Origin of the sequence: Paraneptunicella aestuarii, from assembly GCF_019900845.1 — a bacterium.
Taxonomy (GTDB): domain Bacteria; phylum Pseudomonadota; class Gammaproteobacteria; order Enterobacterales; family Alteromonadaceae; genus Paraneptunicella; species Paraneptunicella aestuarii.
Map to the genome: position 1 here is coordinate 3,859,737 of NZ_CP074570.1, position 13,334 is coordinate 3,873,070.

Annotated in this window: 13 protein-coding genes; 6 read left to right on the top strand and 7 right to left on the bottom strand. The window is 44.4% G+C overall.

What is annotated here, in order from left to right; translation table 11 throughout:
- Positions 1 to 62 precede the first annotated feature (62 nt).
- From KIH87_RS14845 to hemW, 4 genes are all read left to right on the top strand, one after another.
- A complete protein-coding gene (locus tag KIH87_RS14845) occupies positions 63 to 1,304 on the top strand; it encodes a multifunctional CCA addition/repair protein (RefSeq protein WP_232361500.1) in 1,242 nt (413 codons plus the stop codon).
- 293 nt (positions 1,305 to 1,597) lie between these two features.
- Positions 1,598 to 2,785: an ATP-dependent RNA helicase SrmB gene (srmB, locus tag KIH87_RS14850; protein ID WP_232361501.1), complete on the top strand. Its 1,188-nt coding sequence runs from the start codon at positions 1,598 to 1,600 to the stop codon at positions 2,783 to 2,785.
- Between the two features lie 12 nt (positions 2,786 to 2,797).
- Entirely contained in the window at positions 2,798 to 3,388 is a 591-nt protein-coding gene (locus KIH87_RS14855) for an XTP/dITP diphosphatase (protein ID WP_232358635.1), read from the top strand.
- 27 nt (positions 3,389 to 3,415) lie between these two features.
- On the top strand, positions 3,416 to 4,561 hold the full coding sequence (gene hemW / locus KIH87_RS14860) for a radical SAM family heme chaperone HemW (protein WP_232358636.1): 1,146 nt from the start codon (positions 3,416 to 3,418) through the stop codon (positions 4,559 to 4,561).
- An 85-nt stretch (positions 4,562 to 4,646) separates the two neighbouring features.
- Here hemW and KIH87_RS14865 read toward each other — a convergent pair whose 3' ends face one another.
- The 4 genes from KIH87_RS14865 to KIH87_RS14880 all read right to left on the bottom strand — a co-directional run bounded on the left by KIH87_RS14865 (position 4,647) and on the right by KIH87_RS14880 (position 8,109).
- A complete protein-coding gene (locus KIH87_RS14865; RefSeq protein ID WP_332460719.1) occupies positions 4,647 to 5,450 on the bottom strand; it encodes a DUF2884 family protein in 804 nt (267 codons plus the stop codon).
- A gap of 155 nt (positions 5,451 to 5,605) precedes the next feature.
- A complete protein-coding gene (locus tag KIH87_RS14870; protein WP_232361503.1) occupies positions 5,606 to 6,094 on the bottom strand; it encodes a PAS domain-containing protein in 489 nt (162 codons plus the stop codon).
- Between the two features lie 26 nt (positions 6,095 to 6,120).
- Positions 6,121 to 7,125: a response regulator gene (locus KIH87_RS14875; RefSeq protein ID WP_232358637.1), complete on the bottom strand. Its 1,005-nt coding sequence runs from the start codon at positions 7,123 to 7,125 to the stop codon at positions 6,121 to 6,123.
- 654 nt (positions 7,126 to 7,779) lie between these two features.
- Positions 7,780 to 8,109 carry a hypothetical protein gene (locus tag KIH87_RS14880; RefSeq protein ID WP_232358638.1) on the bottom strand — a complete coding sequence of 110 codons (330 nt, stop codon included), beginning with the start codon at positions 8,107 to 8,109 and terminating at the stop codon, positions 7,780 to 7,782.
- Positions 8,110 to 8,797: 688 nt separating this feature from the next.
- Here KIH87_RS14880 and KIH87_RS14885 point away from each other — a divergent pair.
- Both KIH87_RS14885 and KIH87_RS14890 read left to right on the top strand, forming a co-directional pair.
- The gene (locus KIH87_RS14885) at positions 8,798 to 9,997 is read left to right on the top strand and encodes a lytic murein transglycosylase (RefSeq protein ID WP_232361504.1); all 1,200 of its coding nucleotides are present in this window, start codon (positions 8,798 to 8,800) and stop codon (positions 9,995 to 9,997) included.
- 59 nt (positions 9,998 to 10,056) lie between these two features.
- The gene (locus KIH87_RS14890; protein WP_232358639.1) at positions 10,057 to 10,929 is read left to right on the top strand and encodes an alpha/beta fold hydrolase; all 873 of its coding nucleotides are present in this window, start codon (positions 10,057 to 10,059) and stop codon (positions 10,927 to 10,929) included.
- A gap of 73 nt (positions 10,930 to 11,002) precedes the next feature.
- Here KIH87_RS14890 and KIH87_RS14895 read toward each other — a convergent pair whose 3' ends face one another.
- The 3 genes from KIH87_RS14895 to KIH87_RS14905 are packed head-to-tail and all read right to left on the bottom strand — an operon-like array spanning position 11,003 to position 13,177.
- Entirely contained in the window at positions 11,003 to 11,932 is a 930-nt protein-coding gene (locus KIH87_RS14895; RefSeq protein WP_232358640.1) for a coiled-coil domain-containing protein, read from the bottom strand.
- A gap of 8 nt (positions 11,933 to 11,940) precedes the next feature.
- A complete protein-coding gene (locus tag KIH87_RS14900) occupies positions 11,941 to 12,642 on the bottom strand; it encodes a hypothetical protein (RefSeq protein WP_232358641.1) in 702 nt (233 codons plus the stop codon).
- On the bottom strand, positions 12,626 to 13,177 hold the full coding sequence (locus tag KIH87_RS14905; RefSeq protein ID WP_232358642.1) for an RNA polymerase sigma factor: 552 nt from the start codon (positions 13,175 to 13,177) through the stop codon (positions 12,626 to 12,628). Before KIH87_RS14905 ends, KIH87_RS14900 begins: the two co-directional genes overlap by 17 nt.
- Between the last annotated feature and the right edge of the window lie 157 nt (positions 13,178 to 13,334).

A 13,334-nucleotide genomic window follows, 5' to 3' on the forward strand; every position in this document is an offset into this window, starting at 1 on the left:
TCTGTCGGTGGCTTGCAGTTATACACACTTATTTAGCGGAAAATTAAGAAGGCACAATGACAATGCAAACCTATCTGGTCGGTGGCGCAGTTAGAGACAAATTATTAGGACGAGAAGTATACGACAAGGATTGGGTCGTGGTCGGCGCATCGCCTGATGACATGTTGAATCAGGGTTATCAGCAGGTAGGAAAAGATTTTCCGGTATTTTTGCATCCACAAACCAAAGACGAATACGCACTGGCTCGCACAGAACGAAAGTCTGGCAAAGGCTATACCGGCTTCATTTGTGACTTCTCGCAAGACATTACCTTAGAACAGGATTTACAACGCCGAGACCTGACCATTAATGCCATGGCATTAGATGAGCAAGGCAATCTGATCGATCCTTTTAATGGCAAGAGCGACCTCGACAATCGTATTCTGCGCCATGTTTCCGATGCCTTTGTAGAAGACCCTTTACGCGTACTCAGAGTAGCGCGATTCGCTGCTCGTTATCTGGAATATGGCTTTCGCATTGCCGACGAGACGTTGGAATTAATGCGTACCCTTGCCCATTCTGGTGAGCTGGAATATTTGGCTGCCGAGCGAGTATGGAAAGAAACGGAACGCAGTTTATTGGGTGAAAACCCACAGGAATATTTCCGTGTACTGCAATCTTGCGATGCCTTAAATTACTGGTTTAAAGAACTGGCTGTGCTTTGGGGAGTACCGAACCCTCCTATGCATCACCCGGAAATTGATTCAGGAATTCATACCTTGATGGTATTGGAACAAGCGGCGAAGCTCTCACCAGAATTGGACGTTCGCTATGCCGCTCTCGCTCATGATTTGGGCAAGGGCATTACGCCCGCAGAAATGTGGCCTCGTCATATTGGGCACGAAACGAACGGTGTGCCGCTGGTAGAATCGATGAGTCATCGCCTGAAATGCCCAACCAAAGCCAAAGACATCGCCAAGCTGGTGTGTGAGCTGCACATAAAGGTACATACCGCTTTTAAGCTGAAACCATCGACTATTGTCAAAATGCTGAATCAGATGGATGCCTGGCGCAAGCCGGAACGTTTTGAGCATATATTGCTTGCCTGTGAAGCCGATGCCAGAGGCCGAACCGGGTTTGAAGATCGTCGTTATCCTCAAGCAGATTATTTGCGTACTTGTTACAAAGAAGCGTCAGATATAGACGTAAAAGCCATTATGGCGTCAGGCGTTCAAGGTGCTCAAATTCGTGATGCCATTGAACGCGAACGGCAACGTAGAGTGGCAGCGGTTCCCAGACCAGAACTGGATAGTAACGGATATTGATGTTTAGAGCACGTTTACTTTGACGACAAAGAATTACCCATAGAAAGTTATAAGCAGAGCCTCAGCCGCATGGAAGCGGCTGTGGAGACTCCAAGGACGGATTCACGGCGACTCTGCGATAAATTTCTATAGGTAATTGAGCATTCAGGACTGTTATTCAGAGTTTAATTGGTATTACCCCTTATTTCTTTTATAATCGCCGACCTTTTATAACGCATACGAGAATCAGTCCAGTGTCGAGTCAATTTGAGCAATTTTTACTTGATGACAAGCTTTGCAAAGCCCTTGCAGATATGGGGTTTACTGAGCCCACCAGCATTCAAAAAGTTGCTATTCCCGCAGCACTGGATGGAAAGGATTTACTGGCTACTGCACCAACAGGTACAGGCAAAACAGCCGCCTATCTGTTACCTGTATGCCAAATGTTACTCGATGTTCCTCGCAGAGAGCCCGGTTCAGCCAGAGTGTTAGTGCTTACTCCTACTCGTGAGTTAGCTATTCAGGTAGCAGAACAATGCGAACGCATCTGCCGTTATACCAAATTATCTTGCGGCGTGATCACTGGCGGTATCAACTACGGTACAGACCATGATTTGCTGGAAAAAAATCTGGATATTTTGGTCGCCACCCCCGGACGTTTGTTCGAGCACATCGAGGGCGAAAGATTCGATTGCCGAGAGATTGAATGCCTGATCCTCGACGAAGCCGACCGCATGTTAGACATGGGCTTTGGTGGCGTCGTTAATCAAATCAGTGGCGAAGCGCGCTGGCGTCGTCAAAGTATGTTGTTTTCTGCCACACTGGAAGGTAACGGCGTTGCGTCTTTTGCTCGCAATATATTGAATGAACCCGTCGAAGTCAGCTCAGATCCTTCACGCAAAGAACGTCCAAAGATCTTGCAATGGATACACTATGCCGACAGTTACGATCACAAGCTGAGTTTACTTTCTCACATCCTGAAAAATGATGCGCAATCCGCCATTGTGTTTGTCAAAACCCGTGAGCGCGTAATGCAGCTACAAGCTCAATTACAGTCTCAAGGGATCATCAGTGTTTATTTGCAAGGTGACATGGCGCAAGACAAGCGTATTCTGGCATTAGATAAGTTCAAACAAGGTCAGGTTAAAATATTGCTGGCGACCGACGTCGCTGCTCGCGGTATTGATATTCCCAACGTCAGCCATGTTATTAACTTCGATTTGCCACGCACTGCCGATGTTTATGTTCACCGTATTGGTCGTACTGGTCGTTCCGGGCAAAAAGGCATCGCGATTTCCATCGTCGAAGCCCACGATATGGCAATACTGGCAAAAATCGAGCGCTACATTGATGAAAAGCTTAAGCCTCGTGTGATCGACGGCTTGCGCCCACAGCACAAAATTGCCGCGCTTCCAGGCAAGAAGAAAGTGAAGATAAAAGGCAAAGCGAAAAGCAAAAAAGCCAAAGCCAAGAAGAAATCCGCCAGTAAAAAGCCCAAGTAGAGAAACCAAGTCATGAAAAAAGTCGTTCTCGCCACAGGCAACCCGGGTAAAGTGAAAGAACTACAATCCTTACTGGCCGATTTAGGTATTGAAGTTGTACCTCAATCTGAATTCGATGTGCCTGAAGCCGAAGAAACAGGCTCAACCTTTGTCGAAAATGCCATTATCAAAGCGCGTAATGCGGCTAAGCATACGGGTTTGCCAGCGATTGCCGACGACTCAGGTTTATCAGTGGATTTTCTGGGTGGCGAGCCCGGCGTTTATTCAGCGCGTTACGCTGGCGCAGATGCTAACGACAGCGACAATATCGTCAAGCTATTGGATGCCATGAAGGATGCTCCAGCAGGTCAACGAGGCGCGAAATTTAATTGCGTATTAGTGTTGATGCAACATGAAAACGACCCTACCCCCATTATTGCTCATGGACAATGGCAAGGCGAAATTCTGCATGAGATCCAAGGCGAAGGCGGTTTCGGTTACGACCCGGTATTCTGGGTAGAATCGCTAAATCGTTCAGCAGCCCAGTTGGAAAAAGCAGAGAAGAACGCCATTAGCCATCGTGGTCAGGCGTTGCAAAAGCTGTTAGCTCAGCTTCGCGATTAACATAGATTCACGCCGTAAAAGTATCCCATGCTCACTGCACCACCACTTTCTCTCTATATTCACATTCCCTGGTGTGTGCAGAAATGTCCTTATTGTGATTTCAATTCCCACGGTGTTAAAAGCGACATACCCGAAGCAGAATACATTCAACACCTTTTAAATGATTTAGCGATAGACGCAAAGCGGGTTGAAGGACGAACCATAGAAACCATCTTCTTCGGTGGTGGTACGCCGAGTTTGTTCTCACCCGAAGGCATTCATGCCATTTTGCAAGGCGTTCAACAACATTTGCCTCTGGCAAAAGACGCCGAAATCACTATGGAAGCCAACCCGGGAACCATAGAAAGCGGACGCTTTGCCGGGTTCCAACAGGCAGGTGTCAACCGTATTTCGGTAGGAGTGCAAAGCTTCCAGACTAACCATTTGCTAATACTGGGGCGCATCCACGACAGCCAACAAGCGATTCAAGCCATACAGCAAGCAGGAAACGTTGGCTTAAACAGCTTTAATATCGACTTGATGCATGGTCTTCCAAAGCAGGATGCCCACTTGGCACTTGACGATCTGCAACAAGCCATCGCACTGAATGCCCCTCACTTGTCCTGGTATCAATTAACCATTGAGCCCAATACCCTGTTTCATTCCAAGCCACCGACATTGCCTCCCGACGACACCTTGTGGGACATCCAGGAACAAGGCCAAGCACTACTGGCAAAAGCCGGATACGAGCAATACGAAATTTCTGGCTACAGCAAACCCGGGCATCAATGCCGTCATAACCTGAATTACTGGCGTTTTGGCGACTACATAGGCATTGGTTGCGGTGCTCATGGCAAAATCACCAATGCCGAAACTGGCACGATTACACGCACTGTCAAGATCAAACATCCTAAAGGTTATATGGATTGTTCGAATAACTACCTTGATGAAAGCTGGCTGGTGGAAAAGGAAGATCGCCCATTTGAGTTTTTCATGAACCAGTTTCGCCTGTTCGAAGCTTGCCCGAAACAGCGCTACGAACACACCACCGGCTTATCCAGTTCAGCCCCTGAATTGCTGAACATTATCGAACAAGCACAACAAAAAGGCTGGCTTATCGACACACCAACTCACTGGGAAACCACCGACCTGGGCAAACGCTTTTTAAATGAGTTACTGGAATTGTTTTTGTAGTCTTTGCAGAAAAGCATAGATGTCAGAGCTCTTGGGATGGCGCATCAAGTGCTCCGTGACAGATAAAGAAAGTCCTTGAAAAATATCACCTCTCAGACAGCTCCTTCTCTCCAACCACAATCACATCATAAGGTTCCAGTTGTTTAATACTGCTTCTTAAGCGTTCTTCGATGTCGTTTAACTGTTCGATACGATTGCAAAACCATTGGGCTTTTTTACGCAATGTGCCAGCTTTGGGCCCCACGGTGCGTTCAATCTCTTCGCCCATTTGTTCCAAACGTTGGGATAACTCGTCAATGCGTTTTTCCATGTTGGCGTCGTTGTTGGAGGTCAGGCCGCCTATGGCTGACAAGATACCGCCCAAAGACGTGCTAATGGCGCTTTCCAGTTCTTCTTCCAGTTCTTCGTCAACGAATTCGTCAACATCTTCCAGACTGCCTGGGCCTATGTAGTAATTATCTCCAGCATGAATAAACTTTTGGTGAACCTTCCTCTTAACTCTTTCTAACGACGATTCAATTTTGTCGTAGCTTTGGTGATCACTGCCCACCAAGCCTACATAGACGTGCTGCACAGTATCCACTGCCAATTCCACGCCTTCCACAGCCAGTAATATCATATTGGGGACAATGTCATGCACTTCGTCAGATAGCGCTTTGATGTCGGCTTGTTGCTCTTCATCAAGCTGGATCCAGTGACCGCCAACAATGAGTTGGTTATCACCATTAATCTGATACCGGGTGATTTGTTCGTCAACAACACGAATATGCTTGTCGTTTACGATAAATCCGTAACGTAAATCAACATCGCATTGCAGCTCGGCTTGAGCATAGCTTGTCATAAAAACAGAAAACGCCATTAGGGCGTATTTGGAGACGTTGGTTAACAAGTGAATATCCCAAATCAATAGCACTTAACTGGGCTATATTGTGCCTTAAAATAGATGTCAGGAAACAATCTTTTAGATAAATGGCTTAAATATCACGGCGATCAGAATTGATCTTTAAATATGAACATGAGTTCTTTGCATAATGGCTGCTCGGCTTATTCTTTTTCCTTGGAAGCCAGCTTTTCCTGTAATTCGTTTAGTGTCACTTCCAACGCTTCACTGCGCTTTTTATGCGCAGCAATATCCGTGACGTCATAAATCATCATGCACAAGTAATCAACTTTGCCTATGGTGTTAGTTAAGGGTGATAATGTGATGTTTTGGTACATGAAATCTTCTGTACCCGTAATAGGACGATAGTTGGGAAACTTAAAAACATAGGGTCGTTGTTCCCAGGTAATAAAAGCCCGGCCTCGAAAATCAAAGACAGGACGGCACTTATTGCGGAACCATTTCTGATTTAAGTCAGGAAACAGATCAAACAGGCACTTTTCACGCACCTGACTGGGTAACATGCTGCTGTGACTTTCCATGAATGCATTCCAGACACGAACACGATAGTCTCGATCGAGCACGACAATACCAACATCCACGGTCTGAACCATGTCCATCATCCAGTGAAATTCTGAAAACTCGTCTTGCATATGCTTGTTCTGAAACGACACGATATCTAGTCCTCCAACAAATGTGACAGCTTATAATTCATCACTTTCATTGATTCTTCCGTCAGTAAAAAGACCAAATCGCAATGCACGTTGTATCCTTCTAATCCGTAACTTAATTCAATGGCAAGTGTGCGATTCCAACGCATCTTATTTTGTGAAATCAATTCAGAAATACTGCGATGCTGCCCTAACACTACCGGATGCCCTTGGCTAAACTGCAAATCCAGTTGGTCTGCTAAACCATTTAAACAGGTGCCAATGAGAATATTGGCAGCATCCATCAGCAATTCCAGTTGCACCTGATCGTCAACCTCGCCTTCAACTCCGAGAATTTTGGCGACATCATCGAAACTTGAGTCACTTAAAATGAATAAGGCTTCGCCACAAACTCCAGGGCCAATAAAGCCCTGGCAAATCCCGGATACCTGATCTTTGAGTTCGATGTCTTGCAACATCATATATAACTCAGACACTTCGATCAGGTTCACGTTGGGTATAGGCAAGCGAACAAAAACATTGAGCAAACGCGCAAGATGATCTCCGGCCTTGCCCATCGCAATATTGGCAATTTCCTGATAACAGTCGCGTATGTCGCTATTTAATTCATCATCAGTTGAACGGGAAAGCTCATGTTCAGGCCATTTGCACTGCATGATGCCATGTTCAATCAACACCTTTTTGAGTACGGCAGGTTTTACTGGTTTTTCAATAAAATCAATAGCTCCAAGCGCTTTGACTCGCTCATGAGCAGTGGGTTGAACATCACCAGAGATAACAATAACCTGTGTTTCAAGATCTTCTCTGAGGATTGCATCAAGAGTTTGATAGCCATCCATAATGGGCATATTGAGGTCGAGCAACAATAAATCACCTTTGCCTTCCTTTAAAGCAGCAATGGCCTCGCCACCATGCTTGGCAAAATGAACTGCAACATCCCAATTTTCAGGTAAACATTTGGCGGCTTGCTTGCGCGCCACCATTGAATCGTCACAGATCAGAACTGAAAACATATACCAACACTTCTCTTTGAATACATTGTTATACCTTGTTCTCTTTGTTCAAGAGTTCCTCTATTACGCAACTAGGGCTTTCACTTCCCCTTTGCCTTTATCCTTTGAAAAACTATCCTCAAGTACATTTCCTACGCCGAAAAAATCAAATTCTGACCTTGATTTCAGTCGCTGTAATAACATAACTCCGAGAAATAACTGTGAAGAAGACTCCCTTCTAACTATAAGATTAGCACTACCCTTGAGGTTTTAAATATATAATTTCATGCAGGGTTGCATTTTAATTGATTGATTTTGTTACTCTTAGTATTACCAAGTCAGCAACAATACCGGCAATACTAGTCTTTAATAGAATTAATACCGTAACAAAATGAAATTACATACTTTGGCTAATACATATTGGCTTTAGCATTCGTGACATCTTTTTTAACTCGAACTTGCCACGATAAAACAACAGCCGATCAGTTAAAGTATGGACTCTGAGAATGACTCGTCAAATATAGTTCTGGAACAAAATTTATAACACGTCAGAGGGAGTCTGTTTTGTAACACAGAGAAAAGGGGCTGCAGGAAACAAGCAGCAATTTTCCGCCAACCCTGACTTTCAGGGAGTGATGATAATGACCCGATAAACTGGGTTGGCGATAAACGAATTTAGATAACGCTATCCTGATGGATCTTGATAAAGATTGAAGTGTCTTTTTTACTGTAATCCAAGCGATACTCTTTACCATTCAACGTTTGCACAAATAGCAAAGTTTTTTCATCGCCAAACACTTCAGCCAAAGTCACATCAATCAATTCCATGTCAAACCTCTTGGCATCACGTTTACTTTCAGGAATTGGTCCATCATATAGTTTTATTCCTCGGTGCGTCACGATCACCGGCGGATTTTCTTCACCATTAAGGATCAATAAATCAAATTTACGAACCTTGTGAATAATTGTATTTCTACCACTAAGTAAGAACGGCTTTTCGTTCATAGGTCACTCCCCAAAGACAAAGCTCTATTATTTTTACATAGTTTACTCGCGAATAATGCGAGAAACATAGCAAATAATTTGCTTTTTGACATCTGTAATATGAAATCAATGGACGTTTATTTTGTTTACTGAACAAAAGTTATACAAAGAGTTACGATATCAGTACGTTAGCGACTTAAAAATATAAGGAAAAGATATCTTTATTCATACCAAAAACAGCATAAAAACAGTGGAGTTTTTGAGGTTTATTCCAGCTTATTCAGCACTGCATAAAAACCCCAAGAATAACCTCTTGGGATAAGGCAATAAGTATGAATTTGATCAACCAAGCTTTACACCCCAAACAAAATGCGAACCAGCACACAATTTACATGGTTGTTACCTAGCCTGACAATAATTAAGCTACCTAAGCGAAATAAGTGAATTCAAGGTATTGATAGCATATGAAAGCGCGAGAAAAGCTAAAAAGCGTCATAGGTTTCGTTGCACGTTTAACCTTAAGCATCTCATTTCGGCCTTGAGAAGATTTGCGGCTACCCCCAGATCAGGTAATATCAACTCAATACAATATATAAGAGAGTTTCCTTTGCGTATTTTTGCTGACTCAAATACCCAACGCATCCCTACTTCCCAATGGCAGCGCACTTGCAAACTTGCCTGTGTCGGTTTCTCACTGCTTACAGCAAACATGGCGTTCGCTTCATCTTCCCCAGTACAAGTTCCGCAAGAGCCAGACGGCTTTGAACAATGCATTAGCGATATTCAGGGTGAAGCTCGAAAAGCGGGAGTATCAGAAGAAACCGTTGTGAATGTTTTAGGTAACAGCAAGTTTGTTTCCAATGTCATCAAATACGATCGCAGCCAACCCGAATTTGTGCAGACCTTTACCAACTATTTTGGCAAACGAGTCAATGACTGGCGCATAAACAGAGGCCGTGAACTCTACAAAGAACATCAGGCATTACTGCAAAAGCTTGCGGCCCAGTATGGTGTTCCAGCTCATTATCTGGTTGCCTTTTGGGGGCTGGAAACCAATTTTGGTAACTACAAAGGCAAGATGCCCATTATTGATTCCTTGACCACATTGGCTTGCGATCCTCGTCGCAGCAAGTTCTTTGAAAGCGAACTGATCCAGGCATTATTGTTAATGGACAGAGAAAACATTGATGTTGAAACCATGCTCGGTTCCTGGGCTGGCGCAATGGGACACACTCAGTTCATGCCTTCTGCTTATATGCGTTATGCCGTGGATGGTGACAATGATGGTAAAGCCGACCTCTGGAATAGCATTCCAGATGCCCTCACCTCTGCCGCCAACTTCCTCAGCAATTTGGGTTGGGAAAGAGGTTATCGCTGGGGAAGAGAGGTTCGACTACCAGAAAACTTTGACTATCAGCTCAGCGGCAAGGATCAACACTACGACCTGACCTTTTGGGGCAAACAGGGTTTAACCCAAATCAATGGCAAACCTCTGGGCAAGGGTGATTTAAAAGCCTCGCTACTGGTTCCTGCTGGCCATAAAGGCCCGGCATTTCTGGTGTATGACAATTTTGATGTCATCATGAAGTGGAACCGCTCAGAGTTTTATGCGATTGCCGTTGGGCACTTGGCTGACCGCATTTCTGGTCAGGAGCAACTATCAAAACCCTTGCCAGAATTACCCATCTATACTCTGGACGATGTACGCCAGCTACAAAGCACTTTGAACCAATTAGGTTTTGATGTGGGTAGTCCTGACGGCATTATGGGGCCAGCAACACGTAAAGGTATCCGTGATTTTCAGGCATCAATAAAGTTGACCGCCGATGGATTCCCGGACAATCAGGTATTCCAGGCGCTGAAACAAGCGGCATCCATAAATGATGAACCTGTGAGTCAAGTACAATAATTGATTCCAGAGCTGCTTGAAGCAACTTTGCATAACCAGATGAGAGGGCTGTATATCCAATGGTTAAATCAATTCATGAGTGGCAAAGCCAAGGTGGTAACTATTTCACCTTCAAGCACCATCGAATTTTCTATAAAACAGCAGGTGAAGGTACGCCTCTCCTGCTAATACATGGTTTTCCAACCGCCTGTTGGGATTGGTGTAAAATTTGGGATGAACTGGCTAGCCATTACAGGTTAATCACCTTTGATCTGATTGGATTCGGCCTCTCCGATAAGCCCAAACAGAATCAATATAGTATTTTCCAGCAAGCAGATATTGCCGAAGCCCTTTTATCTCACCTGAACCTGAAAGAATGCCATATTCTGGCACATGATTATGGTGATACCGTTGCTCAAGAATTGCTGGCCAGACACAACGAGAACAAACTGGCCATTGATCTGCAATCCATCGCTTACCTTAATGGCGGTCTATTTCATGGAGTGCATAAACCGCTTTTAATTCAAAAACTGCTGATGACACCGATTGGGCGATTCCTCGGTAAGTTGATTAATAAGGACAGATTCACTCAGAGTATGCGCACTATTTGTGGCAAAAACTCTCAACCCTCAGAGCAAGAGCTCGACATATTGTGGCAGCTCATTACGCACAAAAACGGCAATGCAGTTATCCATAAAGTCATTCGTTATATGCATGAGCGTAAAAAACATGCCAAGCGCTGGATTGGTGCGTTGCAGCAAACCAAACTTCCCATGCGTTTAATTGATGGAACGGTGGATCCTATCTCTGGTCAGCACCTGATTGACCACTATCAGGAACACATTCCAAATGCCGACACCATTGAGCTGGATGGAATTGGTCATTATCCGCAATTGGAAGCACCTGAAAAAGTGCTGGAATATTACCTGGAATTTCGACAACAGAATATGTGATATATAAAGAAACTCGGCAGCATGGCCAAAAACCGATGCTGCCGCAGGTGGTCGGGAAACCACTAAAACCGAGTTAGAAATTATAAACTTCAGCTAACTCCAACAACTTCTTCTGAGAAATTTTCTCGGTAACACAAGACTTAATATCGCTGTTTTTGAACACATAAATGCGGTCTTTTTTAGCTCGGTTGCGTTTGGTTTTCTCATCGCCAAACTGCTGTAACACGATGCTGACTCGCTCATTAGCCGGTAAGGATCTCAAACCTGAACCATAACGACATAACGCCTCGCCAAGCCCGGTTTCAAATTGAGCTAAAAAGCTTTTGCGCGTCGCTTCTCTTTTTTGCTGCTGTTCTTCCTCTTTTTTACGAGATTCTTCACGCAGCTTGGCTCTGGATTCCTGAACCTTAGCCTGTTCTTTTTGCAGCTTGTCCAGCTTATCTTCTACTTCTTTCAGTTCCGCTTGTAATTCCTTCGCACGTTTCTCGTCAGCATGTTTCATCTCAAACTTAATATCTCGCTGGCGATACGACAAATCACGTCGATCTTCTTCCAATTCACGTTGATCATGTCCCAGGTCGCGGAGCCTTTCATGAACCACTCGTAATCCTTCTTTTGCCTGATCAAGTGCACTGTAGGTAATAAAGTGGACTTCTTTTTCGAAATCACTCATTCCATCGTCATCGTCCAATTCCATTACCGCCTCCGGTGGTTCGGGGGGCTCAGGGATCATGACATCTAATTCCAGCCCTTCCAGAAAGTGACTGAAATCCCAACGACCACCTCTGGAACGCATACTAAATACAGCTCCCTGACCAGCCAAATAGGTTGATGTCACGTTGCTGACTCGCATATCACTGTCTTTTCCAGATTGCTTGAATGTGGTTTGTAAAATAGTGCCCATAATTTCCAGATCTTTATTCAGCCCTTCCAGATCCGGTGTCGCAGCCATTGCTGATGCCGACATCAGGCAAGCTAAAGAGAAAGGTAATAGTGATTTCATCGTGAACCTCATTTATCAAGGGTAATTGGGTTAGTGTCTGACTGTGCCTGCCAGCCATCTTCAGGTAGTCGATAAGAAATATCACGTTCCAAACGAGTAAGTTGTCTGGCGTAATAAACCTGATCATCTGCACGTTGTTGGTTGACGAACTTAATCAGCTCCGCAAAATCTTGCTTGCGCTCGGTTCGATTCGCCGAAAGTAGATACTCTGCAAACTGAGCATTCAGCTGCTTTTGTTGATCCTGTAATTGAGCGGTATATTGCTGCAATTGTGAATTCTGTGTGGTTTGGTACGCAGTGAGTCGTTCATCCAACATGGATTGAATTTGCGTTTTGTCATAATCGTCAGCAAAACCAATTAACACGCCACTATCGGTGATATTGACTTGCAATTTTAAAGTCACCATCAAAATAGCGGCCATTGACGCGGCAAATGACAACAGTGGAAAACCTGACCATTGCCACCAGGGTTTGTTCACCTGGCGATGGTAGGGCGAAGCTCCCGCTGTGATCGTGGCGCTTCTGTTCCACTCAGGAACCGCCACTTCTTCATAATCCTGCCCCAAGGATTCGAATTTGGACATGGTCGCAACCAGTTGGGAAAATTCTCGATCTTCGCGGCACAGGCGTTCAAATTCTGCTTGCTCGTCTTGATTCAGTTGATCATCTAACCAACGAGCAAACAAGATGTCTTTATCTTGCTTCTGCATGGTCAATCTCCAGTATTTGTTTCAATTTTTCCAGCGCACTGTATAAGCGGGATTTCACCGTATTGCTCGGCACATCCAATTGTTGGGCAATTTCATCAAAGGTAAATTGCCCGAAGAATTTCAATTCCAGCACCGCTCTTTGAGCTAAGGGTAATTGTTGCAATGCGCCAATAAGTTGCTTGTTACTCTGATTCATCAATAGCATTTGCTCAGGTAAAGGTTCTTCGCAAACTTGTTCCGGTGCGTCATCCAACCCTTGAGTTGGTTTCTTCTTGCGGTAAAACTCGACACATCGGTAACTGGCAATTCTAAACAACCAGCCTTTAAAACTGCCTTCTGAACGAAAGGTTGCCAAATTGCGATAAACCGAAATGAACACTTCCTGCATCAGATCCAGCGCATCTTCCGTATTTCCGGTCATCCTGATGCCGTAGTTATAAACCGCCTTTTCATATCGTTTGACGATCTTTAACCAGGCATTGTCATTACCGCTTAACGCCTTCTTTATAAGTTGTTCGTCACTTTGTTCAAACAAGATGATAAGTGTCCCAATTAGCATATTCCGGCGAGAATTAACTATCAGCGCATAACGAATATGAATGTTTAATTATTGTTATCTGACTCTTTAAACTGCCTGTTTTGAACAAATTACAGCAAGAGAGTTCAGATGTTCTGGGTATAAAGTCGCGAGT